24 protein-coding genes are annotated in these 23,559 nt (G+C 71.7%); 13 read left to right on the top strand and 11 right to left on the bottom strand.

Annotation, left to right across the window (positions count from 1 at the left end; all coding sequences use genetic code 11):
• Positions 1-15: 15 nt before the first annotated feature.
• The 9 genes from M446_RS26310 to M446_RS26270 all read right to left on the bottom strand — a co-directional run bounded on the left by M446_RS26310 (position 16) and on the right by M446_RS26270 (position 9,514).
• Positions 16-1,200 (bottom strand): vWA domain-containing protein, encoded by a 1,185-nt coding sequence (locus M446_RS26310; protein ID WP_012335147.1) that lies wholly within the window; start codon positions 1,198-1,200, stop codon positions 16-18.
• A complete protein-coding gene (locus tag M446_RS26305; RefSeq protein ID WP_012335146.1) occupies positions 1,197-2,099 on the bottom strand; it encodes an AAA family ATPase in 903 nt (300 codons plus the stop codon). Before M446_RS26305 ends, M446_RS26310 begins: the two co-directional genes overlap by 4 nt.
• Positions 2,096-2,425: a HigA family addiction module antitoxin gene (locus M446_RS26300; protein ID WP_012335145.1), complete on the bottom strand. Its 330-nt coding sequence runs from the start codon at positions 2,423-2,425 to the stop codon at positions 2,096-2,098. The genes M446_RS26305 and M446_RS26300 overlap by 4 nt, the downstream gene beginning before the upstream one ends.
• 187 nt (positions 2,426-2,612) lie before the next feature.
• The gene (locus tag M446_RS26295; RefSeq protein ID WP_012335144.1) at positions 2,613-3,416 is read right to left on the bottom strand and encodes an FAD binding domain-containing protein; all 804 of its coding nucleotides are present in this window, start codon (positions 3,414-3,416) and stop codon (positions 2,613-2,615) included.
• A 16-nt stretch (positions 3,417-3,432) separates the two neighbouring features.
• A complete protein-coding gene (locus tag M446_RS26290; RefSeq protein ID WP_012335143.1) occupies positions 3,433-5,802 on the bottom strand; it encodes a xanthine dehydrogenase family protein molybdopterin-binding subunit in 2,370 nt (789 codons plus the stop codon).
• Positions 5,803-5,878: 76 nt separating this feature from the next.
• Positions 5,879-6,379 carry a (2Fe-2S)-binding protein gene (locus M446_RS26285; protein WP_012335142.1) on the bottom strand — a complete coding sequence of 167 codons (501 nt, stop codon included), beginning with the start codon at positions 6,377-6,379 and terminating at the stop codon, positions 5,879-5,881.
• 227 nt (positions 6,380-6,606) lie between these two features.
• Positions 6,607-7,716: a UDP-galactopyranose mutase gene (glf, locus tag M446_RS26280; RefSeq protein ID WP_012335141.1), complete on the bottom strand. Its 1,110-nt coding sequence runs from the start codon at positions 7,714-7,716 to the stop codon at positions 6,607-6,609.
• Positions 7,717-7,891: 175 nt separating this feature from the next.
• Positions 7,892-8,773: a DUF707 domain-containing protein gene (locus M446_RS26275; protein WP_012335140.1), complete on the bottom strand. Its 882-nt coding sequence runs from the start codon at positions 8,771-8,773 to the stop codon at positions 7,892-7,894.
• A 276-nt stretch (positions 8,774-9,049) separates the two neighbouring features.
• Complete coding sequence (locus M446_RS26270; RefSeq protein WP_012335139.1) at positions 9,050-9,514, bottom strand: CoxG family protein; 465 nt, start codon at positions 9,512-9,514, stop codon at positions 9,050-9,052.
• Positions 9,515-9,802: 288 nt separating this feature from the next.
• Here M446_RS26270 and M446_RS26265 point away from each other — a divergent pair, with 288 nt between their 5' ends.
• The 9 genes from M446_RS26265 (at position 9,803) to rpe (ending at position 17,446) form a co-directional block, all read left to right on the top strand.
• Entirely contained in the window at positions 9,803-10,723 is a 921-nt protein-coding gene (locus M446_RS26265) for a branched-chain amino acid ABC transporter permease (RefSeq protein ID WP_012335138.1), read from the top strand.
• Positions 10,723-12,150, top strand: coding sequence for a high-affinity branched-chain amino acid ABC transporter permease LivM (livM, locus tag M446_RS26260; RefSeq protein ID WP_012335137.1), 1,428 nt, complete (start codon positions 10,723-10,725; stop codon positions 12,148-12,150). Before M446_RS26265 ends, livM begins: the two co-directional genes overlap by 1 nt.
• On the top strand, positions 12,150-13,007 hold the full coding sequence (locus M446_RS26255) for an ABC transporter ATP-binding protein (RefSeq protein ID WP_012335136.1): 858 nt from the start codon (positions 12,150-12,152) through the stop codon (positions 13,005-13,007). The genes livM and M446_RS26255 overlap by 1 nt, the downstream gene beginning before the upstream one ends.
• Positions 13,004-13,726 carry a LysE family translocator gene (locus tag M446_RS26250; protein WP_012335135.1) on the top strand — a complete coding sequence of 241 codons (723 nt, stop codon included), beginning with the start codon at positions 13,004-13,006 and terminating at the stop codon, positions 13,724-13,726. The genes M446_RS26255 and M446_RS26250 overlap by 4 nt, the downstream gene beginning before the upstream one ends.
• A complete protein-coding gene (locus M446_RS26245; RefSeq protein ID WP_012335134.1) occupies positions 13,723-14,499 on the top strand; it encodes an ABC transporter ATP-binding protein in 777 nt (258 codons plus the stop codon). The genes M446_RS26250 and M446_RS26245 overlap by 4 nt, the downstream gene beginning before the upstream one ends.
• Positions 14,499-14,858, top strand: a complete 360-nt coding sequence (locus tag M446_RS26240) for a DUF6867 family protein (protein ID WP_012335133.1) — start codon at positions 14,499-14,501, stop codon at positions 14,856-14,858. Before M446_RS26245 ends, M446_RS26240 begins: the two co-directional genes overlap by 1 nt.
• 142 nt (positions 14,859-15,000) lie before the next feature.
• Positions 15,001-16,128: a branched-chain amino acid ABC transporter substrate-binding protein gene (locus M446_RS26235; protein ID WP_210161166.1), complete on the top strand. Its 1,128-nt coding sequence runs from the start codon at positions 15,001-15,003 to the stop codon at positions 16,126-16,128.
• A gap of 256 nt (positions 16,129-16,384) precedes the next feature.
• A complete protein-coding gene (gene infA / locus M446_RS26230) occupies positions 16,385-16,663 on the top strand; it encodes a translation initiation factor IF-1 (protein WP_012335131.1) in 279 nt (92 codons plus the stop codon).
• Between the two features lie 99 nt (positions 16,664-16,762).
• Positions 16,763-17,446, top strand: coding sequence for a ribulose-phosphate 3-epimerase (gene rpe / locus M446_RS26225; protein WP_012335130.1), 684 nt, complete (start codon positions 16,763-16,765; stop codon positions 17,444-17,446).
• 33 nt (positions 17,447-17,479) lie between these two features.
• Here the strand turns inward: rpe and M446_RS26220 are convergent, their stop codons facing one another.
• Positions 17,480-18,643 (bottom strand): pyridoxal phosphate-dependent aminotransferase, encoded by a 1,164-nt coding sequence (locus tag M446_RS26220; RefSeq protein ID WP_012335129.1) that lies wholly within the window; start codon positions 18,641-18,643, stop codon positions 17,480-17,482.
• Between the two features lie 239 nt (positions 18,644-18,882).
• On the opposite strand from M446_RS26220, the gene M446_RS26215 reads away from it, so the two are divergent.
• The 4 genes from M446_RS26215 to aat all read left to right on the top strand — a co-directional run bounded on the left by M446_RS26215 (position 18,883) and on the right by aat (position 22,468).
• Positions 18,883-19,656: a DsbA family protein gene (locus M446_RS26215; RefSeq protein ID WP_012335128.1), complete on the top strand. Its 774-nt coding sequence runs from the start codon at positions 18,883-18,885 to the stop codon at positions 19,654-19,656.
• Positions 19,657-19,796: 140 nt separating this feature from the next.
• On the top strand, positions 19,797-20,276 hold the full coding sequence (gene accB, locus M446_RS26210; protein WP_012335127.1) for an acetyl-CoA carboxylase biotin carboxyl carrier protein: 480 nt from the start codon (positions 19,797-19,799) through the stop codon (positions 20,274-20,276).
• A 10-nt stretch (positions 20,277-20,286) separates the two neighbouring features.
• On the top strand, positions 20,287-21,642 hold the full coding sequence (accC, locus tag M446_RS26205) for an acetyl-CoA carboxylase biotin carboxylase subunit (protein ID WP_012335126.1): 1,356 nt from the start codon (positions 20,287-20,289) through the stop codon (positions 21,640-21,642).
• Positions 21,643-21,781: 139 nt separating this feature from the next.
• Positions 21,782-22,468, top strand: a complete 687-nt coding sequence (gene aat, locus M446_RS26200) for a leucyl/phenylalanyl-tRNA--protein transferase (protein ID WP_012335125.1) — start codon at positions 21,782-21,784, stop codon at positions 22,466-22,468.
• A 177-nt stretch (positions 22,469-22,645) separates the two neighbouring features.
• Here aat and M446_RS26195 read toward each other — a convergent pair whose 3' ends face one another.
• The gene (locus tag M446_RS26195) at positions 22,646-23,557 is read right to left on the bottom strand and encodes an amino acid ABC transporter substrate-binding protein (RefSeq protein ID WP_198293015.1); all 912 of its coding nucleotides are present in this window, start codon (positions 23,555-23,557) and stop codon (positions 22,646-22,648) included.
• Positions 23,558-23,559: the final 2 nt, after the last annotated feature.

The following is a 23,559-nucleotide window of genomic DNA, read 5'->3' as shown; positions in this document are numbered from 1 at the left end:
CCGAGAAGGTAGGCATCAGCCGGCCCGGCGCAACCAAGCGCGCGGGTCGTCGGCGCGGACCGGCCCTGCGCCGAGCGCGCGGCAGAGATCCTCCATCGCCGCGAGGCTGTGGATCGGCCGGAAATCGTGGACGTGGGGCAGCATCGCCCGGATGCCGGCCGCCCGGGCCTCGAAGCGGTCGAAGCGCAGGAGCGGGTTCAGCCAGACGAGGCGGCGGCAGGAGCGCTTCAGCCGGTCCATCTCGAAGGTCAGTTCCGGCGTCACCTCGCGCTCCAGCCCGTCCGTGAACAGCAGCACCACCGCGCCCCCGCCGAGCACCCGGCGGGACCAGTGCCGGTTGAAGGCGTGCAGGGCCGCGGCGATGCGGGTGCCCCCCTCCCAGTCGCGGGCCCGGGCGCTCGCCCGGACGAGCGCCTCGTCCGGGTCGCGCCGGGCGAGTTCGCGGGTGATGTTGGTGAGCCGCGTCGCGAAGACGAAGCTGTGCACCCGGCGCCGCTCGCCGAGGGCGTGCAGGAAGTGGAGGAAGAGGCGCGAGTACTCCGCCATCGATCCCGAGATGTCGGCGAGGGCGACGATCGGCGGCGGCCGCACCCGCGGCGACCGGAACGCGAGGTCGATGCTTCCCTGGGCGCGCAGGGTGCGCTGGAAGCTGCGCCGCGGGTCGATCCGCCCGCGCGCCGTCGGGGCGAAGCGCCGGGTGCGGGCGGCGTCGTCGGGCAGCGCCAGGGCGGCGATCAGGCGGCGGGCCTGCGCCACCTCCTCGGTCGACATCTGGGCGAAGTCCTTGGCCTTCAGCACCTCGCGCTCGGAGACCGTGAGGGTGGCGCGCAGGGCCGCCTCGTCCTGCTTCGGCCGGGGCCGGGGGGCGTCGGGCGCGAGCGCCTCGCGCACCCGCAGGGCCCCGGCCTTCGGCGGCTCGCGCCCCCGGGCCGGCGCGACCGGCGCCATCTGGGCGATCAGCGCCTCGATGAGGTCGCGCCGCCGCCAGAACAGGCGGAACGCCTCCTCGAACAGCACCGAATGCTCGTGCTTGCGCACCAGGACGGCGTGGAGCGTCCAGTAGAGGTCCTCGCGGCTGCCAATCCGGGCCGCCACCACGGCCTCGACCGCGTCGATGACGTCCCCGGGCCCGACCGGCAGCCCGGCCCTGCGCAGGGCGCGGGCGAAGTGGGCGATGTTGTCCGGCAGCCGGCCCGTCATCGCGCGGCCGACCGCACCTCGTCGAGGAGCGCCTTGGCCCGCCCGGCCTGCATCGCCGCGATGTCGTCCTGGTACTTCAGCAGCACGCCGAGCGTGTCGGAGACCAGGGCGGGATCGAGGGCGACGGCGTCGAGCTCGACGAGGGCGGTCGCCCAGTCGAGGGTCTCGGCGACGCCGGGCGCCTTGAACAGGTCCTCCTTGCGGATCGCCTGCACGAAGGCGACCACGTCGCGGGCGAGCGCCTCCCCGGCGCCGGGCACGCGCCGGCGCAGGATGGCGAGTTCGCGCGCCGCGTCCGGGTAATCGACCCAGTGATAGAGGCAGCGGCGCTTGAGCGCGTCGTGGATCTCGCGGGTGCGGTTCGAGGTCAGCACCACGATGGGCGGCTCGGGCGCCCGCACGGTGCCGAGTTCCGGGATCGTGACCTGGAAATCCGACAGGATCTCGAGCAGGAAGGCCTCGAAGGCCTCGTCGGTGCGGTCGAGTTCGTCGATCAGCAGCACCGGGGCGCCGCCCTCCCCCGGCTCCAGGGCGCGCAGGAGCGGTCGCCGGATCAGGTAGCGCTCGGAGAAGAGTTCGGATTCGAGCCGGTCGCGGTCGACCCCGCCGCCCGCCTCCGCGAGGCGGATCGCCATCATCTGCCCGGCATAGTTCCACTCGTAGACCGCCGAGGCGACGTCGAGGCCCTCGTAGCATTGCAGCCGGATCAGCGGCCGGCCCAGGCTCGCGGCCAGGACCTTGGCGATCTCGGTCTTGCCCACGCCCGCCTCGCCCTCGAGGAAGAGCGGGCGCCTCAGGCGCAGCGACAGGAAGGCCACCGTGGCGAGCGCCCGGTCGGCGACGTAGCCGGCCGCGGCGAGGAGGTCGAGGGTGGCGTCGATCGAGGCGGGCGGGGTCATGCGGTCCCTGTCTCCGGGTCGGAGACCGGGACGTAGCGCGTCACGAGGATGCTGTCCGCCCGCTCGCGCATCGCATGCGCATCGAACCCTGCCTGCATGTGCAGCAGCGTATCCATGCTGACGCCGAAGGCCTTCTCCACCCGCAAGGCCATTTCGGGCGACAGGCTCGCCTTGCCGTTGAGCAGGTCGGAGAGCGTCGCGCGGCGGACATCGAGGATGTCCGCCGCCTTGCCGACCGAGAGGTCGAGCGGCTCGATCACCTCCGCGCGGATGAACTCGCCGGGATGCGCGGGTTTCATCCCGATCCGGATCGGCGGCTCGGCCATCGATGGTCATCCTCCAGGTCGAGGTTGTAGATCTCGCCCTCACCCATGTCGAACGCGGTGCGCCAGGTGCCGGATGCCGAGACCGACCGCGTGCCGGCGCGACTCACCCCCGAACCGATCGATCCGCCGCCCATGCGCGGTCCTGCCGGACAGGGCTCACGCGGCCCGCCCGGCGGGGCGCGTCCCCTCACCGGTCCGTCGCGGCCTGCACGGCCCGGCGCGCCATGACGCCGATCAGGTGCGCCCGGTACGCGGCATCCGCGTGGAGGTCGCCGATCAGGTCGTCCGGCGAGGCCTTGAGCCCGTCGAGGGACTTGGCCGAGAAGCGCTTGGCCAGGGCCTCCTCGGCCTCCCGCCAGCGGAAGACCCCGTTCGCGCCCGCCCCGGTGACGGCGACGCGGATGTCGCTCGGGCGCTTGGCCACGAAGACGCCGACCAGGGCGTAGCGGGAGGCCGGGTTGCGGAACTTCTCGTAGGCCGCCTTGTGGGGGATCGGGAAGGAGATCGCGGTGACGATCTCCCCCTCCTGCAGGGCGGTCTCGAACAGTCCGCGGAAATACTCCTCGGCCGGGATGCGCCGCGTGTTGGTGATGATCGTGGCGCCGAGCGCGAGGCAGGCGGCCGGGTAGTCGGCCGAGGGATCGTTGTTGGCGATCGAGCCGCCGATCGTGCCGCGGTGGCGCACCGCCGGGTCGCCGATCAGGCCGGCGAGTTCGGCCAGCGCGGGGATCGCCTCCCGCAGCTCGGGCGAGTCCGCGACGGCGCCGTGGGTCGTCATGGCGCCGATCGTGACCGCGCGGGGCGTGCGCTCGATCCCGGCGAGGTCGGGGATGGCCCCGAGATCGATCAGGTGGCCGGGCGCGGCGAGCCGCTGCTTCATCGTCGGGATCAGGGTGTGGCCGCCGGCCACGAGCTTGGCGTCCTCCTGCCGGGTCAGCAGGGAGACCGCCTCCTTGAGGCTCGCGGGGCGGTGATACTCGAAGGCGTACATGGGGCGGGCTCCCGGTTCACTCGGCGGCGACGGGTTCGGGCTGGCGGGCGGCCTGCGCGGCGCGCCAGACCGCCAGCGGGGTCGCCGGCATGGCGATGTTCTCGTGCCCGAGGGCGTCGGTCAGGGCGTTGATCACGGCGGCGGGCGCCGCGATGGCGCCGGCCTCGCCGCAGCCCTTGATGCCGAGCGGGTTGGACGGGCAGGGCGTCACGGTCATCCCGACCGCGAAGGAGGGCAGGTCGGCGGCCCGGGGCATGCGGTAATCCATGAAGCTCGCGGTGACGAGCTGGCCGTCCGCGTCGTAGACGGCGCCCTCGAACAGGGCCTGGCCGACGCCCTGCGCGATGCCGCCATGGACCTGGCCCTCGACGATCATCGGGTTGATGACGTTGCCGAAATCGTCGACCGCGGTGAAGCGCTCGATCGTGACCTGGCCGGTCTCGGGATCGACCTCGACCTCGCAGACGTGGACCCCGGCCGGGAAGGTGAAGTTGGTCGGGTCGTAGAAGGCGCCCTCCTTGAGGCCGGGCTCCAGCTCGGCGCCGCTGAACTTGTGGGCAACGTAGGCCTGCAGCGCCACCTCGCCGAAGCTCAGGGAGCGGTCGGTGCCGGCCACGGCGAAGCGGCCGTCCCTGAACTCGATGTCGCCCTCGGCGGCCTCCAGGGCGAAGGCCGCGACCTTGCGGCCCTTGGCGACCACCTTGTCGAGGGCCTTGGCGATGGCCGACATCCCGACCGCCCCCGAGCGGGAGCCGTAGGTGCCCATGCCGAACTGCACCTTGTCGGTGTCGCCGTGCACGATGCTGACGCTCTCGATCGGCACGCCGAGCCGGTCGCTGACGAGCTGCGCGAAGGTGGTCTCGTGGCCCTGGCCGTGGCTGTGCGAGCCGGTCAGCACCTCGATCGAGCCGGTCGGGTTCACCCGCACCTCGGCGGATTCCCACAGGCCGACGCCCGCCCCCAGCGCCCCCACCGCCTGCGAGGGCGCGATGCCGCAGGCCTCGATGTAGGAGGAGAAGCCGATGCCGCGCAGCTTGCCGCGCCGCGCGCTCTCGCGGCGCCGCCGCGGGAAGTGCTGGTAGTCGGCGGCCTCCAGCGCCTTGTCGAGGGAGGCGACGTAATCCCCGACGTCGTAGGTCATGATGACCGGCGTCTGGTGCGGGAAACTCTTGATGTAGTTGCGGCGCCGGAAGCGGGCCGGGTCCTGCCCGATCTGCCGGGCCGCGACCTCGACGAGGCGCTCGATCACGAAGGTCGCCTCCGGCCGGCCGGCTCCCCGGTAGGCGTCGACCGGCGCGGTGTTGGTGTAGACGCCGTCGACCTCGCAGTAGATCGCCGGGATGTTGTACTGGCCCGACAGGAGCGGCGCGTACAGGTAGGTCGGGACCGAGGAGGCGAAGGTCGACAGGTAGGCGCCGAGATTGGCCGTGGTGTGGACCCGCAGGCCGAGGATGCGGCCGTTCTCGTCGAGGGCGAGCTCCGCCCGGGTGACGTGGTCGCGCCCATGCGCGTCGGCCAGGAAGGCCTCGGTGCGGTCGCTCGTCCACTTCACCGGCCGGCCGACCTTCCTGGCGGCCCAGACGCAGACCGTCTCCTCGGCGTAGATGAAGATCTTGGAGCCGAAGCCGCCGCCGACGTCGGGCGCCACCACCCGCAGCTTGTTCTCGGGCGCGATGCCGATGAAGGCCGAGAGGACGAGCCGGGCGACGTGGGGGTTCTGGCTCGTCGTGTAGAGGGTGAAGGCCTCCTCGGCCTCGTCGTACTCGCCGATCGCGGCGCGCGGCTCGATCGGATTGGGCACCAGGCGGTTGTTGACGATGTCGAGGCTGGTGACGTGCCTGGCCCGAGCGAAGGCGGCCTCGACGCTCTCCCGGCTGCCGAGGTGCCAGCTGAACACCACGTTGTCGGGGGCGACATCGTGCACGGCGACCTCCGCGCCCCGCGCCCGGGCGGTCTCGACCACCGCGGGCAGCACCGCGTAGTCGACGCTGATCGCCTCGGCCGCGTCGCGGGCGGCGGCCAGGGTCTCGGCCACCACCAAGGCGACGTGGTCGCCCACGTAGCGCACCTTGCCCTGGGCCAGGGCCGGGTGCGGCCCGGCCCGCATCGGGCTGCCGTCCTTGGAGTGGATCATCCAGCCGCAGATCAGGCCGCCGACCTTGTCGGCCGCCAGGTCCTCGCCGGTGAACACGCCGATCACCCCCGGCATCGCCCGGGCCGCGGCGGCGTCGATGCCGCGGATCTCCGCGTGGGCGTGGGGCGAGCGCAGGAAATAGGCGTAGGCCTGGCCCGGCCGGTTGAGATCGTCGACGTAGCGGCCCTTGCCGGTGATGAAGCGCTGGTCCTCCTTGCGGCGCACGGGGGCGCCGATGCCGCTCGCGGTCATGTTCCCTCTCCCGTCCCTCGTCGATGGCGTCCCTCGCGGGTCCCCGGGCCTCTGGCGGGCCGGTGAACCCCGCGCGCTACTCGGCGGCCTGCCGCAGGGGCGGCTCGCCGCCCATCGCGGCCGCGCCGGCCGCGATCGCCTTGACGATGTTGTGGTAGCCCGTGCAGCGGCACAGGTTGCCCTCGAGCTCGTGCCGGATCGTGGCCTCGTCGAGGGCGTGGCCCTTGCGCCGCACGAGGTCGACCGCCGTCATGATCATCCCGGGCGTGCAGTAGCCGCACTGGAGGCCGTGATGCTCGCGGAAGGCCGCCTGCATCGGGTGGAGGGCGCCGCCGGGCTCGGCCAGCCCCTCGATCGTGGTGACCTGCCGGCCGTCGGCCTGGACCGCCAGCACGGTGCAGGCCTTCACGGCCTGCCCGTCGAGATGCACCACGCAGGCGCCGCACTGGCTGGTGTCGCAGCCCACATGGGTGCCGGTGAGGCGCAGCGTGTCCCGGACAAACTGGACGAGCAGCGTGCGCGGCTCGATCTCGGCGGTCACGGCCTTGCCGTTCACCGTCAGGCTGACGGAGCTCATGGTGCTTTCCTCCTCGTCGGCCTGCCCGCCGGACCCTTGCGGCGGATCCTTCGCGCCGGGCGCCCGGGCCGGCCACCCTCTTGGTTCGGAATCGTTCGAAAACGAGTGTCAACCGGCCGCGGCGGGCGGTCAAGGCGGGCTTTGGGGGACTCTCGGGTGCCAAATGGCGCGGTTTGTGCCGGCGGGGGCGGGATCGGCGCGCGGCCGCGCCGCCCGCGTCCGCGGCGTCATCCGCGCAGCTTGCTCACCAGGGAGATCGCCCGCCCGACCGCCTGGTCCATGTTGTAATACCTGTAATCCGCCAGCCGCCCGGCAAAGTGAACGGTCTTGGCGCGGTTCAGCAGCACGTACTCCCTGTGCAGCGCCTCGTTGTCGGCCCGCGGGATCGGGTAGTACGGAACCGTCTCGCCGGGGCGATGCGGGATCGGGTACTCGATCGCCGCCATCGTTCTCGGGCCGCTCTCCCCGGTCAGGTGCTTCATCTCCGTGATGCGCGTGAAGCGCTCGCCGTTCGGGTAGTTGACCTGCGCGACCGGCTGGTGCAGCGGCTGATCGTAGACCTGCATCTCGAATTCGAGACTCCGGTAGGGCAGGACGCCGAGGCGATAATCGAAGAATTCGTCGATCGCGCCGGTGAAGAGAACATTCTTGTAACGAACGCGATCTCTGACGTCCCGCCACTCGGTTGCCAGGCTGACCTCGATCAGGCGCGACGCGAGCATGCGCTCGAACATCCTGGTGTACCCGGCGCGGGGCATCTTCTGGAAACTGTCCTGGAAGTAGCGATCGTCGTACGACACCCGGACCGGCACCCTATTGGTGACCGACGCGTCGATCTCGTCCGGCCGCAACCCCCATTGCTTGCTGGTGTAGCCGAGGAAGACGTACTCATACACGTAGTCCGCGCATTCCCTCAGCAGCCCGTCCTGCTCGGATCTGAGCGCGAGGATCGTCGTGTTGGCTCCGAAACCGTACCGCTCGATCATCCTCTGTTTGATCCGGGCCGCCTTGCCGGCCGGAAACACGATGTCGAGCGAGGTGAAGTTGAACGGGATGGGGACGAGCCGGTTCTCGATCAGCGCGACCGCGCGGTGCTCGTAATCCCGCCACTCCGTGAAGCCCGAGAGGTAATCCGCGATCCGCGGCGCGTTGGTGTGGAAGATGTGCGGCCCGTAGCGGTGGTGCAGGATCCCGTCCTCGTTGCGGGCATCGTGCGCGTTTCCGGCGACGTGATCCCTGCGGTCGATCACGAGGACCGTCTGGCCGTGCACGCGCGCGAGGTGCTCCGCCGCCACCGCCCCGACGAAGCCGGCTCCGACGATCAACCAATCCACCATGACCATGCTCCGGTCGATCCGCCCCTGTCCGATCGCCCGGCCGGGCCGGCGGGCAGTCGCGCGGAACGAGGGCCGCGCCCGGTTCTCGTTCCTGCCGCGAGGCCGGCGGCGAGCCGGCATCGCGCCGCCCGGGGAGGCCTGGGCCGCGCCGCGTCGGCGGATCCGTCCGCCCCCGCTACGCCGGGGAGCCGCCGGGCGCGGCCGCGCCCGCCCCTCGGCCCGGCTCCGGCGCGGGTCGCAGGCTGTCCCGGACCAGCTGGTCGAAGCTCACCTCCTGCCTCGGCCGGACCTGCGCGTATCCCGCCAGCAGGCGCGCGATGAAGGCGTCGCGCGACGGCCCGTCCAGCCCGTACTCGGCGCCGTCGGTGCCGATGCCCCCCGTGGCGACGGCCGGCCCCTGCCGGAAGGCGTATTTCGCGAGGACGCCGTTCCGGTCCGCCAGCGGGTCGATGCCCTGCGCGGCGAAGTAGCCGTGCATCGGACCGCCGACCGGCCGGTCGTGGAGGACCGGCGTCTCGTCCACGATCGCGATCCTGTCCCGCGCGGAGACCAGCCGCGGCCAGAGAAAATCGAGTCCCCAGCCGCTGCGGTTCTCTCCGAATGACCTTTCCACCGTGCGGAGCAAATCTCTCGCGAAGCACGGCAACATGATCTCGACGAAGTTCGAGAATCTGAGTTTGAAGAGCGGGTTGCGCAAGGTGACGGCGTGGCTGAAGAAGCTGTCCTCATGCAGCGCCGGTTGGCTGAGTTCGAGCCCGTACTCCTCCGTAATCTCGAAGAAGCGGTTGAGTGTGGCGGTATCGGTCTGAATGTCGTCGTCTGCCAAGACGATGCGTTCGTATGAATAGACCGTGTCCCTGTATTCTGAAAGTAATGCGGCGACCGCCGTGAACTTCGATCCCGGCATGACGTGTTTGAAGACGAATTCATGTCCGAGCTGCTCGGGATCGGCACCGTAATAGCTGATCGCCAGATCCCAGTTGCGATGGGGGTCGCGCAGCCATTCCGGATGAGCCGAGCGATCCCCGGCCCTCACGATCACCAGATTTCTCGGCATGGCCCTCTCGGATCGGCAGCGATGCCCGGATCGACGCCCGCTAACTCTGCGTCAGAAATAGGCTGACGGCGCAGGTTTCGGCAATCGGACCACCCTGCGGCGCCTCGCCTCAAACCGGGCCCGCCGGTGTCGCCGGCGAATTTCAAGGGGGAGCGGCCCGGGCGCGCCGCGCCGCCGCCCTCGCGCGTTGCCGCGGTCCCGGGGCGCGCCCGGCCCCGCGGCGGGCCTCGTTCCGGCCCGCCCGCCGGCCGCCCCCGCGTTCGGGACCGCCTCGCCTCAGCCGGAGGCCTGCCCGCCCTGCACCTCCTTGGCGAAGGTCTCGAAGAAGCCGTCCGCGTACTTCTTGGCCACGCCGTTGATCAGGCGGCCGCCGAGCTGGGCGATCTTGCCGCCCACGCTGGCATCGACGTCGTAGGTCATCTTGGTCTGGCCGCCCTCGACGGTTTCGAGGCGCACCGAGGCGCCGCCCTTGGCGAAGCCCGCCACCCCGCCCTGGCCCTCGCCGGAGATGCGGTATCCGTTCGGCGCGTCGATGTCCGAGAGCGTCACCCGGCCCTTGAAGGTCGCCTTGACGGGGCCGACCGCGACCTTGGCGGAGGCCTGCAGCTCGTTCTCCCCAACCTTCTCGAGGCTCTCGCAGCCCGGGATGCAGCGCCGCAGGACCTCGGGGTCGTTGAGCTTCTCCCACACCGTCCGCTGGTCGGCGGGCAGCACCACCTCGCCGCTCATCGTCATCGCCATCGCGCGCGTTCCCCCGGGGTTCCGTTCTCGCCCGACGATAGCGAAGCCCCCGCGCCCAAGCCAGCACCGCAAGCCAGCACCGCAAGCCGGCGCCGCAAGCCGGTGCCGCGAGCCGGTGCCCCGACGGCTCCCGATCCCGCGCCCGCCTCCGCCCGATTGTGGAGTGGTGCGGCGCTTGCTAAGGATTTTGCCAAGGACCGCCCGTCACCCGGACATCGGGGGCGGGCTCTCGGAAGGCAGGGCCGCGACGCGCAAGGTCCGCGGGTCCGGGTTGGAGATCGCATCCGCATGGAGGTGTTCGCGCAGCAGCTCATCAACGGGCTGACGCTGGGGTCCATCTACGGCCTCATCGCCATCGGCTACACGATGGTCTTCGGCATCATCGGCATGATCAACTTCGCGCACGGCGACGTGTTCATGCTCTCGGCCTTCATCGCGCTGATCGCCTTCCTGCTCCTGACCACGGTGCTCGGCATCGGGTCGGTGGTGGTGGCCCTCATCCTGGTGATGATCGTCGCGATGGCGCTCACCGCCCTGTGGGGCTGGGCGATCGAGCGGATCGCCTACCAGCCCCTGCGCGGCTCGTTCCGCCTCGCCCCCCTGATCTCGGCCATCGGCGTCTCGATCTTCCTGTCGAACTTCGTGCAGGTGGTGCAGGGTGCGCGCAACAAGCCGACCCCCCCGATGCTGCGCGACGTGATCGTGCTGTGGACGGGCGAGAACGGCTACGCGGTCGCCCTCTCCTACAAGCAGATCCTGATCATGGCGGTGACCGCGATCCTGCTCGCCGGCTTCTGGTACCTCGTGCAGCACACGTCCCTCGGGCGCGCCCAGCGCGCCTGCGAGCAGGACCGCAAGATGGCCTCGCTCCTCGGCATCGACGTCGACCGCACCATCTCGCTCACCTTCGTGCTCGGGGCGGCGCTCGCGGCGGTCGCCGGGACCATGTACCTGCTCTATTACGGGGTCCTGTCCTTCTCGGACGGGTTCGTGCCCGGCGTGAAGGCCTTCACGGCCGCGGTGCTCGGCGGCATCGGCAGCCTGCCGGGGGCGGTTCTGGGCGGGCTGATCATCGGGCTCATCGAGACCTTCTGGTCGGCCTACTTCTCGATCGAGTACAAGGACGTGGCGGCTTTCTCGATCCTCGCCATCGTGCTCATCTTCATGCCCTCCGGCATCCTCGGACGGCCCGAGGTCGAGAAGGTCTGATGAGCGCCCCCGCCCCCGCTCCCGCCCTGGCGGCCGGCTCCGGCGCCGCCCGCCCCGGCCTCGACGTGGCCGGCATCGTCAAGGATGCGGCCCTGTTCGCCCTCGTGACCCTCGGCCTCTGCGTGCCGGTGGTCAGCTACCGCACCGCGCTCGGCGGCGAGACCGGCGGCCTCTACCTGACGCCCCGCTGGGGCCTGGTGGCGCTCCTGTGCGGCCTCGTCTTCGTCGGGCGCATCGCCCAGCGGGTCGTGCTCGCCAACCGCGAGGCCCGCCGGGCGCTCACGCCCTCGCCCCGGCAGGCGACCGAGGCGGTCGGCGCGGCCCCGAACGCCGCCCAGAGGATCAGGGGCCTCGCCCTGCCGGCCTTCCTGGGCGTCGCCCTGGCGCTGCCGCTCCTGGCGGTGCTCGGCACCGGCGGGCTCAACGAATCGCGCTACTGGATCGACCTCGCCATCCTGGTGCTCACCTACGTGATGCTGGGCTGGGGGCTCAACATCGTGGTGGGGCTCGCCGGGCTGCTCGACCTCGGCTACGTCGCCTTCTACGCGGTGGGCGCCTACACCTACGCCCTGCTCTCGACGACCTTCGGCTTCTCCTTCTGGATCTGCCTGCCGCTGGCCGGCCTGCTCGCCGCCTGCTGGGGCATGCTGCTCGGCTTCCCGGTGCTGCGGCTGCGCGGCGACTACCTCGCCATCGTGACCCTCGCCTTCGGGGAGATTATCCGCCTCGTCCTGATCAACTGGACGGACTTTTCGGGCGGCGCCGCCGGCATCTCGTCGATCCCGCGGGTCACGTTCTTCGGGCTGCCCTTCTCGGCGGACGAGGACGGCTTCGCCGCGACGCTCGGGATCGCCTTCAGCCCGATGCACCGGGTGGTGTTCCTCTACTACCTGATCCTGGCGCTCGCGCTCCTCACCAACGGGGTGACGCTGCGCATGCGCCGCCTGCCCCTCGGCCGGGCCTGGGAGGCCCTGCGGGAGGACGAGATCGCCTGCCGCTCGCTGGGCATCAACACCACCAACACCAAGCTCACCGCCTTCGCGCTCGGGGCGATGTTCGGCGGCTTCGCGGGCTCGTTCTTCGCGGTGCGGCAGGGCTTCGTGAGCCCCGAGAGCTTCAACTTCCTGGAGAGCGCCATCATCCTCGCCATCGTGGTGCTGGGCGGGATGGGCTCGCAGATCGGCGTGGCCATCGCGGCCGTGGCGATGGTGGCGGGGCCCGAATTGCTGCGCAACCTCGGCTTCCTCAAGGCCGTGTTCGGCGAGGGCTTCGACCCGAGCGAGTACCGCCTGCTGCTGTTCGGCCTCGCCATGGTGCTGATGATGATCTGGCGGCCGCGCGGCCTGATCTCGGAGCGGGCGCCCTCCGTGGTGCTGAAGGAGCGAAAGGCCATCGCGGGCTCCCTCGTGAAGGAGGGGCACGGCTGATGTCCGCCCTCGCCTCCCCCCGCCTCGCCGACCCGGTGCTCACGGTCGAGCACCTGACCATGCGCTTCGGCGGCCTCGTCGCCGTCAACGACCTCTCCTTCGTGGTCGGGCGCGGCGACATCACCGGCCTGATCGGCCCGAACGGCGCCGGCAAGACCACCGTGTTCAACTGCATCACCGGCTTCTACAAGCCGACCGAGGGCATGATCACCCTGCGCCACCGGGACGGGTCGAAGGACCTGCTGGAGCGCCTGCCCGGCTACGCGGTCAACCGCCGGGCGCGGGTCGCCCGCACCTTCCAGAACATCCGCCTGTTCACCGGCATGACGGTGCTGGAGAACCTGCTCGTCGCCCAGCACAACCGGCTGATGCGGGCCTCGGGCTTCTCGATCGCGGGCCTGCTCGGGCTGCCGGTCTACCGCGCGGCCCAGGCGGCGGCGGTGGCGCGGGCGGTGGAGTGGCTGACCCGCATCAACCTCCTGCACCGGGCGGACGACCCGGCGGGCGACCTCCCCTACGGCGACCAGCGCCGGCTGGAGATCGCCCGGGCGATGTGCACGGACCCGGTCCTGCTCTGCCTCGACGAGCCCGCCGCCGGGCTCAACCCGCGCGAGTCGCTCGAGCTCAACGGCCTCCTGCGGGCGATCCGGGACGAGTACGACACCTCGGTGCTCCTGATCGAGCACGACATGTCGGTGGTGATGGAGATCTCCGACCACGTCGTGGTGCTCGATTACGGCACCAAGATCGCGGACGGCACCCCGGCCGAGGTGCAGAGCGACCAGAGCGTCATCGCCGCCTATCTGGGCGTCGAGGACGAGGAGGTCGAGGCGGTCGAGGCGGAGGTGGGCGTATGACGCTCGAGACCCTGGCGGGCTTCGCGGCGGCCTCCGCGATCCTGCTGGCGATCCCCGGCCCGACCATCCTGCTCGTCGTCTCCTACGCGCTCGGCGGGGGGATGCGGGTGGCCCTGCCGGCCGCGACCGGGGTCGCCCTCGGCGACCTCACCGCCATGACCCTGTCGATGCTGGGCCTCGGCGCCCTGCTGGCCGCCTCCGCGACCCTGTTCACGGCGCTGAAGTGGCTCGGGGCCGCCTACCTGATCTGGCTCGGGGTGCGGCTGTGGCGGGCCGGCGGGCGCCTCGACGCGCCGCCGGTGCGGGCGGCGGTGTCGCCGGTGCGGGCGGCGGTGCCGCCGGTGCGGGCGGCGGTGTCGCCGGGGCGGGCGGCGGTGCCGCCGGTGCGGGCGGCGGTGTCGCCGGGGCGGGCGGCGGTGCCGCCCGCCAGGATGGCGGCCCATGCCTGGCTGGTGACCGCGCTCAACCCGAAGAGCCTGACCTTCTTCATCGCCTTCCTGCCCCAGTTCCTCGATCCGCGAGGGGACCTCTTGACCCAGATGGCGGCCTTCGAGACGATCTTCGTCGTCCTCGCCTTCCTCAACGCGCTCGGCTACGCCCTGCTGGCGGCGCGGGCGCGCGGGCTCTTCGCCGCCCCCGCGCGGGTGCGCCTGTTCCACCGGGTCGGCGGCGGCCTGCTCATCGGTGCGGGGCTCGCCGCCGCGAGGGCGACGCCATGACCGCCGAGCCCCTGCGCAAGCACGACCTGCGCGCCCGGGTGGCCGGCGCCCGCCCGACCCTGCTCAGCGTGCGGGGCGTGAAGACCTATTACGGCAACATCATCGCGCTCAAGGGCGTCGACCTCGACGTCGCCGAGGGCGAGATCGTCACGCTGATCGGGGCGAACGGGGCCGGCAAGTCCACCCTGATGATGACGATCTTCGGCAATCCGCGGGCGCGCGAGGGCACGATCACCTATGCGGGCCAGGACATCACGCGGATGCCGACCCACGAGATCGCCCGCCTCAACCTCGCGCAATCGCCCGAGGGCCGGCGCATCTTCCCGCGCATGACCGTCTACGAGAACCTGCAGATGGGCGCGGCGGTGAATGGCGGCGCCCATTTCGCGCAGGACCTGGAGCGGGTCTGCGCCCTCTTCCCGCGCCTGAAGGAGCGCCTGCACCAGCGCGGCGGCACCATGTCGGGGGGCGAGCAGCAGATGCTCGCCATCGCCCGCGCGCTGATGAGCCGGCCGCGGCTGCTGCTGCTCGACGAGCCCTCGCTCGGGCTGGCCCCGCTCATCGTCAAGCAGATCTTCTCGGTCATCAAGGATCTCAACGAGCGCGACGGCATGACCGTGTTCCTGGTCGAGCAGAACGCCTACCACGCGCTGAAGCTCGCCCATCGCGGCTACGTCATGGTGACCGGGACCATCACGATGAGCGGCACCGGCCAGGACCTCCTGAACGATCCTTCCGTGAAGGCGGCCTATCTCGAGGGGGGCCGGCACTGATGCAGGGCATCCTCTACGAGGAGAGCACGGTCTGGCTCTTCCTGCTCGTCACGGTGCTGATGGGCGGCTGGGCCGCCTGGATGCTGGCGCGGGGCATCGCCCTCGGCTGGCGGCCCTACTGGCAGGCGGTGCTGGGGCTCCTGCTCCTCGGCGCCGCGGTGCGCTTCATCCACTTCGCCCTGTTCGAGGGCACGCTCCTGTCGCCGCACTACTACGCGGTGGACACGCTCGTGCTGCTGGTCGTCGGCTCGGCCGGCTACCGCGCCACCCGCGCCCGGCAGATGACGACCCAGTATCGCTGGCTCTACGAGCGCACCGGCCCCCTGAGCTGGCGCGAGAAGCCGGGCGCGGGGGCATGAGCCGCCCCGCCCGCGCGCACGAGGTCCGGGGATCGCCCCCGGTTCACCGGCCGAGACGGCCCGAACCGGCTCGGCTCGCGCCGAAACGGCCCAAGCCGAGACGGCCCAAGACGCGGACAGGTCCGATCCAGAGGAGTCCACGATGAAACGCATGCTGTTGCCCGGCCTCGTTGTGGCCGCCGGTCTCGCCTTCGCGGGCTCGGCCCAGGCGCAGATCAAGATCGCGGTCGCGGGTCCCATCACGGGCGCCAACGCGGCCTTCGGGGCCCAGCTCAAGAACGGCGCCGTCCAGGCCGTGGAGGACATCAACAAGGCGGGCGGCATCCTGGGCCAGAAGATCGTGCTGGTCGACGGCGACGACGCCTCCGATCCCAAGCAGGGCGTCTCGGTCGCCAACAAGTTCGCCGCCGAGGGCGTGAAGGCGGTCGTGGGCCACTTCAACTCCGGCGTCTCGATCCCGGCCTCGGAGGTCTACGCGGAATCCGGCATCGTCCAGATCACCCCGGCCTCGACCAACCCGAAATTCACCGATCGCAAGCTCTGGAACACGTTCCGGACCTGCGGCCGCGACGACCAGCAGGGCGCGGTGGCGGGCGCCTACCTGGCCAGCCACTTCAAGGGCAAGAACGTCGCCTTCGTGCACGACAAGACGCCCTACGGCCGCGGGCTCGCCGACGAGACCCTCAAGGCCCTCAAGGCCAAGGGCGGCAAGGACGTGCTGTTCGAGGGCATCAACCCGGGCGAGAAGGACTACTCGGCCCTGGTGTCGAAGTTGAAGCAGGCCAAGACCGACGTGGTCTATTTCGGCGGCCTGCATCCCGAGGCCGGCCTGATCGTGCGCCAGATGCACGACCAAGGCCTCAACGTCCCGCTGATGAGCGGTGACGGCATCACCGACAAGGAATTCGCCCAGATCGCCGGGCCCGGCGCGGACGGCACCCTGATGACCTTCTCGCCCGACGCGCGCAAGAACCCCAACGCCAAGGACGTGGTCGCGGCCTTCAAGGCCAAGAACATCGATCCGGAGGCCTACACCCTCTACTCCTACGCCGCCTTCCAGATCCTGAAGGCCGCCATGGAGGAGGCGAAGTCGACCGACAGCAAGAAGGTCGCCGAGATCATGCATTCCGGCAAGCCGTTCAAGACCGTGATCGGCGACATCGCCTACGACAAGAAGGGCGACATCACCCGTCCCGACTACGTCATGTACGTCTGGAAGAAGGCCGCCGACGGCCGGATCGACTACACCGGCAACGAGCTGACCCAGTAAGCAGGGGCGGCTCCGGCCCGGCCAGCGAGCCCGGCGCCCCGCGGCGCCGGGCTCCATTTTCTCACGATCGGTGGACTTCGCCACCGGTGCGGCTTGCGCCGTCCTCCGGCCGACCTTACATGCACTCTCGCGTTCGACGGACTCAAAGCCCCCGGGCCCTCCCGCCGTGCTCCTTAAGCCTCGACCGCTCGCGCTGGATTGGATCGATACGCATCCCGGGACGCCGCCCGCGACGGCTGCCGGGCGGAGAGTGTGGATGGCGAAGGAAGAGTTGATGCAGTTCGAGGGTCTCGTGCTGGAGATCCTGCCGGACGCGCGCTACCGCGTGCAGCTCGACCAGGGTCACGAGATCGTGGCCTACACGGCCGGCAAGATGAAGAAGAACCGCATCAAGACTCTGGCCGGCGACCGCGTCACCGTCGAGATGTCGCCCTACGACCTGGAGAAGGGCCGCCTCGTGTTCCGCCACAAGGACGAGCGCTCCTCCGGCCCGCGCCCGCCCTTCCGCGGCGGCAGCCAGTTCCGCCGGCGCTGAGGCGCCGACGCCCGTTCCCCTCCACCGCGATCGGCCGAGCCGGGGTTGTCCGAGACCCTGGCCTTTCGGCGTTCGGGAGGCCCTGCCGGAGGTTCCGCCATGACCCGCCCCCTCGTGATCGCCCCGTCGATCCTCTCGGCCGATTTCGCCCGGCTCGGCGAGGAGATCCGCGACGTCGTCGCGGCCGGGGCCGACTGGATCCACGTCGACGTGATGGACGGCCACTTCGTGCCCAACATCACGATCGGCCCGGACGTGGTCCGGGCCCTGCGCCCGCACACGCGGGCGCCCTTCGACGTCCACCTGATGATCGCCCCGGCCGATCCCTACCTCGAAGCCTTCGCCGGGGCCGGCGCCGACACGATCACGGTCCATGCCGAGGCGGGGCCGCACATTCACCGCTCCCTCCAGACGATCCGCGCGCTCGGCAAGCGGGCGGGCGTGGCGATCAACCCCGGCTCGCCGGCGAGCCTGGTCGAGCCGCTCCTCGACTTGGCCGACCTCGTCCTGTGCATGACCGTCAATCCGGGCTTCGGCGGCCAGAGCTTCATCGGCTCGGTCTGCGAGACCGTGGCGCGGGTGCGCGCCATGGCGGGCGGGCGGGCGATCGACATCGAGGTCGACGGCGGGGTCACGGCCGAGACGGCGCCGGCCGTCGTGCGGGCGGGCGCCAACGCCCTGGTGGCGGGGTCCGCCACCTTCCGGGGCGGGCGCGACGCCTACGCGGCCAACATCGCGGCCATCCGCGGGGCGGCGGAGGACGCGCGCGGCGCCTGGGTCTGAGGGCGGTCCCGGGCGGGAGGGCCTCCGGGCCCCTCAGGCGAGCCAGGCCCGCAGCCGCCGCACCGCCTCGTGCGCCTCCCGCTCCCCGCCCGCGAAGGAGAAGCGCAGGTAGTGGTGGCCCTCGGCGGGATCGAAGTCGAGCCCCGGGGTGGCGGCGACGCCCGCTTGGTCGAGCATGCGGCGGCAGAAGGCGCCGGCATCGTTGGTGAGCCGCGCCACGTCCGCGTAGAGGTAGAAGGCGCCGTCCGCCGGATGCGCGTCGCCGAGGCCGAGGCCGGGCAGCTCGTTGAGGAGGAGCGCCCGCGCCCGGGCGTAGTCGGCCTTGACCGCCTCCAGCTCCTCGGTGGCGTCGAAGGCCGCGAGCGCCGCCACCTGCGACAGGTAGGGCGCCGAGATGTAGAGGTTCTGCGCCAGCCGCTCGATCGGCCGCACCAGGGCGTCCGGCACCACCATCCAGCCGATCCGCCAGCCGGTCATGCAATAATACTTCGAGAAGGAATTGATGATCACCGCGTCCGGGTCGCTCCGGAGCGCGGTCGCGGCCGGGACCCCGTAGGTGAGGCCGTGGTAGATCTCGTCGGACACGAAGGCGAGGCCGAGCGCCCGGCAGGTGCGGCCGAGTTCGGCGAGGTGGACCGGGTCGATCATGGTGCCCGACGGATTGGCCGGGCTCATCACCAGGAGGCCGGAGAGGGGCTGCGCCGCGTGGGCCTCCCGCACCATGGCGGCCGTCGGCACGAACCCGTCCTCCGCCCGCAGGCGCAGCGCCACCGGCGCGAGGTCGAGGGCCTCCAGGATGCTGCGATAGGCCGGGTAGCCCGGCGCCGTGATGGCGACGCGCCCGCCCGCGTCGAACAGCGCCAGGAAGGCGAGGACGAAGCCCGCCGAGGAGCCCGTGGTCACCACGACCCGCTCGGGCGGCACCGACACCCCGTAGGTCTCCGCGTAGTGGCGGGCGATGCGCTCGCGCAGGGGGGCGATGCCGAGCGCCTCCGTGTAGGGGATGCGGCCCTGCGCGAGGGCGGCCTGCGCGGCCAGGATCGCGGGACGCGGCGCGGGCGCGGAGGGCTGGCCGACCTCCATGTGCACCACCGCCTCGCCGCGCCGCTCCTTCACGGCGGCGGCGGCGAGCACGTCCATGGCCAGGAACGGGGCGACCCGCGCGGCGCGGCGGGAGAGGAGGGAATCGCTGGGCATGGGCGGTCCGGGTGGTGGGGCGCCCCGCACCGGCCGCCGGGGGCGCGCCGGGGAGGCGATCCGGGCAGATAGGGCGTTGGCGCGCGGCCGCGCAACTCCGCCCGCCGGCCCGGCGACGCGACCGTGATTTGCCGCACGCCGCGAAACCGCCTAACCACGCCAGTAGAGCGAGTCCGCGACGGAGCCGTCCGACGCAGGACGCTGGGCGCCCAAGGACGAAGACCCCAACGAGGACGATGATGCTGCCCCTCCCCCGCCTCCTGCCCGCCCTCGCCCTCACGGGGGCGCTCGCGATCGCCGCAGCCCCGTCCCGCGCCGAGGCGCCGATGACGGACGCGCAGCGCCAGGCCATCGAGGGCGTGATCCGCGACTACCTGCTGAAGAATCCCGAGATCCTGCAGGAGGCGATGACCGAGCTGGAGAAGCGCCAGCAGGAGGCGCAGCGCCAGGCCCAGGCCAGCGCCCTCAAGGAGACCCGCGACGTCCTGCACGATGCCGCGTCGAGCTACGTCGCCGGCAACCCGAACGGCGACGTCACCCTGGTCGAGTTCTTCGATTACAATTGCGGCTACTGCAAGCGGGCGCTCGGCGACATCCAGACCCTGATGAAGGCCGACCCGAAGCTGAGGGTGGTGCTGAAGGACTTCCCGGTGCTGGGTCCCGACTCGGTCGAGGCGAGCAAGGTGGCGCTGGCCGTCAAGCAGCAGCTCAAGGGCGACAAGCTGTTCGAGTACCACACCAGGCTGCTGGAGAGCCCCGGCCGCGTGAACGGCGACCGCGCCATCGCGCTGGCCAAGGAGATGGGCCTCGACGTCGCCCGCCTGCAGAAGGACATGCAGGCCCCCGCGGTGCAGGCCGCGCTGCAGGAGAATGTCGGGCTCGGCGACAAGCTCGGGCTCTCGGGCACGCCGGCCTTCATCATCGGCGAGGAGATCATCCCGGGCGCGGTCGGCGCCGAGCCGATCCGCAAGACCATCGCGGGCGTGCGCCAGTGCGGCCACGCGACCTGCTGAGGCGCGCTTCCGCTCTATCCCGTCCCCCCCCGATCGGCTAAGAGCGCGCTCGCGGCGGCCATGGCCGCCGCCGGTGCGGCGCGCGGCCAGCCCGCGCGAGGTCGCCGCGCGCCCTTTCGCCAACCCATTGATTGCAGCGCATGTCCAAGCACGATCCGTTCGATCCCGACCTGGTGCGCCAGCTCGCGACCCTGATCGCCGAGACCGACCTGACCGAGATCGAGGTCGAGAAGGGCGACCTGCGCATCCGCGTCGCCCGCGAGCGCGCCGCGGTGACCGCCCACCTGCCGGTCGCGGTCGCGCCCGCCCCCGTCGCGGCGCCGCCCCTTCCGGCCGCCTCCGTCCCGGCCGCCGCGGAGCCCGACCCGAAGGCCCTCGCGGCCCATCCGGGCGCGGTGCTCTCGCCGATGGTCGGCACCGCCTACCGGCGGCCCTCGCCGGAGGCCAAGCCCTTCGTGGAGGTGGGAACCCGGGTGGAGAGCGGCGCGCGCCTCCTCCTGGTCGAGGCCATGAAGACCTTCAACGACATCGTGGCGCCGCGGGCCGGCACCGTGACGGCGGTCTTCATCGAGGACGGCCAGCCGGTGGAGTTCGGCGAGCCCCTGCTGGTGATCGAGTGACGGCGCCCCGATGTTCGACAAGATCCTGATCGCGAACCGGGGCGAGATCGCACTGCGGGTCCTGCGCGCCGCCAAGGAGCTCGGCATCGCGACCGTGGCCGTGCACTCCACCGCCGACGCGGACGCCATGCACGTGCGGCTCGCCGACGAGAGCGTCTGCATCGGGCCGCCGCCCGCCCGCGACAGCTACCTCAACATCCCGTCGATCATCGCGGCCTGCGAGATCACCGGGGCGGACGCGGTCCATCCGGGCTACGGCTTCCTGTCCGAGAATGCCCGCTTCGCCGAGGTGCTCGGCCATCACCGCATCGCCTTCATCGGCCCGAAGGCGGAGCACATCCGGGTGATGGGCGACAAGATCGAGGCCAAGCGCACGGCGACCCGGCTCGGCATCCCCTGCGTGCCGGGCTCCGAGGGCGGCGTGTCCGACCCCGACGAGGCGCGGCGCGTCGCGGCCGAGATCGGCTACCCGGTCCTGATCAAGGCCGCCTCCGGGGGCGGCGGGCGCGGCATGAAGGTGGCGCGCAGCGAGGAGGACCTCGAGACGGCCCTCGCCACCGCCCGCATCGAGGCCAAGGCCGCCTTCGGCGACGACGCGGTCTACATCGAGAAGTACCTGGAGAAGCCGCGCCACATCGAGGTGCAGGTGCTGGGCGACGGGCGCGGCGGCGCGATCCACCTCGCCGAGCGCGACTGCTCCCTGCAGCGCCGGCACCAGAAGGTCTGGGAGGAGGGCCCCTCCCCGGCCCTCAACCCCGAGATGCGCGAGCAGATCGGCAGCATCTGCGCCCGCGCCATGCAGGAGCTCGGCTACACGGGCGCCGGCACGATCGAGTTCCTGTACGAGGACGGCGCCTTCTACTTCATCGAGATGAACACCCGGATCCAGGTCGAGCATCCGGTCACCGAGATGATCACCGGGATCGACCTCGTGAACGAGCAGATCCGGGTCGCCGCCGGGGCGCCCCTGTCCCTGCGCCAGGAGGACGTGCGGGTCGAGGGCCACGCCATCGAGTGCCGCATCAACGCGGAGCACCCGGCGACCTTCCGGCCCTCCCCCGGCACGATCACGTATTTCCACCCGCCGGGCGGGCTCGGCGTGCGGGTCGATTCCGCCGCCTTCCAGGGCTACCGGATCCCGCCCCACTACGATTCCCTCGTCGGCAAGCTCATCGTCCACGGCCGCACCCGCACCGAGTGCCTGATGCGCCTGCGCCGGGCGCTCGACGAGTTCGTGGTGGACGGGATCGACACCACCCTGCCGCTGTTCCGCACCCTGGTGCGCAACCCCGACATCCAGAACGGGTTGTACGACATCCACTGGCTGGAGGAATTCCTGAGGACCGGCGGACTCGACGTGGCCTGACGGGGCGGGACCCCGCTGGCGGGGCCGGAGCCCCCGCTGGCGGGGCCGGAGCCCCGCTTGCGGGGCCGGAGCCCGCGGCCATTTGCAAGGGCCGCCCGGCCCGTGGAGAATGCCCCCTCCTCTCGACCGGAAGCCCACGATGCACGGCAGCGTCTTCGTCGAGATCACGCCCGAGATCCTGCTCAAGGCCTACGCGGCGGGCATCTTCCCGATGGCCGAGGACGCCGACGACCCGGCGATCTACTGGGTGGAGCCGCGCGAGCGGGGCATCATGCCCCTCGACCGGTTCCACGTGTCGAGCCGGCTCGCCCGCACGGTGCGCTCCGACGCCGTCGAGGTCGCGGTCGACCGCGACTTCGACGCGGTGATCGCCGCCTGCGCGGCGCCGCGGCGCGACAGCGCCCGCACCTGGATCAACGGCCGCATCCGCGCCCTCTACGGCGAGTTGTTCGACCTCGGCTACTGCCACACGGTCGAGGTCTATGCCGGCACGCCGCGCAGCCTCGTCGGGGGGCTCTACGGGGTGGCGCTCGGGGGCGCCTTCTTCGGCGAGAGCATGTTCCACTTCGCCCGGGACGCCTCGAAGATCGCCCTCGTCCACCTCGCCGCGCGGCTCAGGCGCGACGGCTACCGCCTCCTCGACGCGCAATTCGTGACCAGCCACCTCGCGCAGTTCGGCGCCGTCGAGGTGCCGCGGCAGGTCTACAAGCGCCTGCTGCGCGAGGCGGTCGAGCACCCGGCGCGCTGGGACCCGGCCCCGCTCGCCGGGGCCGAGGCGGTGGCCTGGCTGGCGCGCCGCGAGCCGGGACGGTCCGGGCCGGGATAATCCGGCAATTCGGCCGAACAAATCATCCCAAAAAAAGCTCCGCCGGCGGTGAGACATCGGCGGAGCAGGTCATCGACTGTGCCGAGAGCGGACCCGGCCCGACAAGAGTGGCACGCGATCCCGCGCTTGTACAGGGATGACCGTGGGGGAGCGGCGACCGGGGCGGGATCGGATCGCTCACTCTTCGAGACCGAGCAGCTGGAAGCTGGTGCGCAGTTCCTCCGACATGGGCAGGTTGAGCCGCGCGCCGTTCGGCAGCCGCTTGAGGAACCACCGCTCGTAGAGCCAGCGCAGCTCGCGGGTGCCGGCGAGGCGCGCGAAGGCGGCGTCGACCACGCCCGCGAGCGCCGGGTCGTCCTTCCGGAACATGATGCCGTAGGGCTCGAAGGAGAGCTTGTCGGGCAGCACCGTGAAGCCCCGGCCCGCCTCGCCCGCCGCCGCGATCAGCCCGGAGAGGAGCACGTCGTCGAGCGCGAAGGCGTCGGCGCGCCCCTCCCGCAGCAGGGCGAAGGACTCGGCGTGGTCGCGCCCGGTCAGGACCTGCGCGTCGAGCCTGAGCCGCGCCAGGAGCGCGCGCAGCGCCGTCTCGTTGGTGGTCCCGGCCGTGACGACGACGCGCTTGCCGGCGAGGTCGCGGTAGGAGGCGATGGCCGAGCCCCGCGGCACCAGGAGCGTCGTCGCGCTCACGAAGGTGACGGGCGAGAAGGCGACGCTGCGCCGCCGCTCGGCATTGGCGGTGGTCGAGCCGCATTCGAGGTCGATCTCCCCCGAGAGCAGGGCCGGGATGCGGCTCTCCGAGGTGACCGGGACGAAGCGGATCCGCAGGTCGTCGCGGCCGATCGCCCGGCCGATCTCGTCGACGATCTCCTGGCAGAGGTCGATGGCGTAGCCGACCGGGCGCCCCTCGCCCCGCCCCTCCTCGACGAACGAGAAGGGGATCGAGCTCGTGCGGTAGCCGATCGCGACGACGCCGCTCGTCGCCGCCTTCCGCAGGGTCCCGGTCAGCACCTCGACGGCGCGGGCCGGCGCCGCGGCGGCGAGCGCCCCGGCCAGGAGGGCCGTCAGCGCGAGGGCGCGAAGCCTCCTCATGA

Source organism: Methylobacterium sp. 4-46 (assembly GCF_000019365.1).
GTDB lineage: Bacteria > Pseudomonadota > Alphaproteobacteria > Rhizobiales > Beijerinckiaceae > Methylobacterium.
The sequence above is the reverse complement of the archived record's forward strand: the minus strand, read 5'-3'. Positions and strand labels throughout refer to the sequence as shown.

Bases quoted from the DNA above. Each gene is read 5' to 3' on its own strand.
- M446_RS26310 (WP_012335147.1), bottom strand. From the start codon at position 1,200: ATGACGGGCCGGCTGCCGGACAACATCGCCCACTTCGCCCGCGCCCTG.
- M446_RS26305 (WP_012335146.1), bottom strand. From the start codon at position 2,099: ATGACCCCGCCCGCCTCGATCGACGCCACCCTCGACCTCCTCGCCGCG.
- M446_RS26300 (WP_012335145.1), bottom strand. From the start codon at position 2,425: ATGGCCGAGCCGCCGATCCGGATCGGGATGAAACCCGCGCATCCCGGC.
- M446_RS26295 (WP_012335144.1), bottom strand. From the start codon at position 3,416: ATGTACGCCTTCGAGTATCACCGCCCCGCGAGCCTCAAGGAGGCGGTC.
- M446_RS26290 (WP_012335143.1), bottom strand. From the start codon at position 5,802: ATGACCGCGAGCGGCATCGGCGCCCCCGTGCGCCGCAAGGAGGACCAG.
- M446_RS26285 (WP_012335142.1), bottom strand. From the start codon at position 6,379: ATGAGCTCCGTCAGCCTGACGGTGAACGGCAAGGCCGTGACCGCCGAG.
- glf (WP_012335141.1), bottom strand. From the start codon at position 7,716: ATGGTGGATTGGTTGATCGTCGGAGCCGGCTTCGTCGGGGCGGTGGCG.
- M446_RS26275 (WP_012335140.1), bottom strand. From the start codon at position 8,773: ATGCCGAGAAATCTGGTGATCGTGAGGGCCGGGGATCGCTCGGCTCAT.
- M446_RS26270 (WP_012335139.1), bottom strand. From the start codon at position 9,514: ATGGCGATGACGATGAGCGGCGAGGTGGTGCTGCCCGCCGACCAGCGG.
- M446_RS26265 (WP_012335138.1), top strand. From the start codon at position 9,803: ATGGAGGTGTTCGCGCAGCAGCTCATCAACGGGCTGACGCTGGGGTCC.
- livM (WP_012335137.1), top strand. From the start codon at position 10,723: ATGAGCGCCCCCGCCCCCGCTCCCGCCCTGGCGGCCGGCTCCGGCGCC.
- M446_RS26255 (WP_012335136.1), top strand. From the start codon at position 12,150: ATGTCCGCCCTCGCCTCCCCCCGCCTCGCCGACCCGGTGCTCACGGTC.
- M446_RS26250 (WP_012335135.1), top strand. From the start codon at position 13,004: ATGACGCTCGAGACCCTGGCGGGCTTCGCGGCGGCCTCCGCGATCCTG.
- M446_RS26245 (WP_012335134.1), top strand. From the start codon at position 13,723: ATGACCGCCGAGCCCCTGCGCAAGCACGACCTGCGCGCCCGGGTGGCC.
- M446_RS26240 (WP_012335133.1), top strand. From the start codon at position 14,499: ATGCAGGGCATCCTCTACGAGGAGAGCACGGTCTGGCTCTTCCTGCTC.
- M446_RS26235 (WP_210161166.1), top strand. From the start codon at position 15,001: ATGAAACGCATGCTGTTGCCCGGCCTCGTTGTGGCCGCCGGTCTCGCC.
- infA (WP_012335131.1), top strand. From the start codon at position 16,385: ATGGCGAAGGAAGAGTTGATGCAGTTCGAGGGTCTCGTGCTGGAGATC.
- rpe (WP_012335130.1), top strand. From the start codon at position 16,763: ATGACCCGCCCCCTCGTGATCGCCCCGTCGATCCTCTCGGCCGATTTC.
- M446_RS26220 (WP_012335129.1), bottom strand. From the start codon at position 18,643: ATGCCCAGCGATTCCCTCCTCTCCCGCCGCGCCGCGCGGGTCGCCCCG.
- M446_RS26215 (WP_012335128.1), top strand. From the start codon at position 18,883: ATGCTGCCCCTCCCCCGCCTCCTGCCCGCCCTCGCCCTCACGGGGGCG.
- accB (WP_012335127.1), top strand. From the start codon at position 19,797: ATGTCCAAGCACGATCCGTTCGATCCCGACCTGGTGCGCCAGCTCGCG.
- accC (WP_012335126.1), top strand. From the start codon at position 20,287: ATGTTCGACAAGATCCTGATCGCGAACCGGGGCGAGATCGCACTGCGG.
- aat (WP_012335125.1), top strand. From the start codon at position 21,782: ATGCACGGCAGCGTCTTCGTCGAGATCACGCCCGAGATCCTGCTCAAG.
- M446_RS26195 (WP_198293015.1), bottom strand. From the start codon at position 23,557: ATGAGGAGGCTTCGCGCCCTCGCGCTGACGGCCCTCCTGGCCGGGGCG.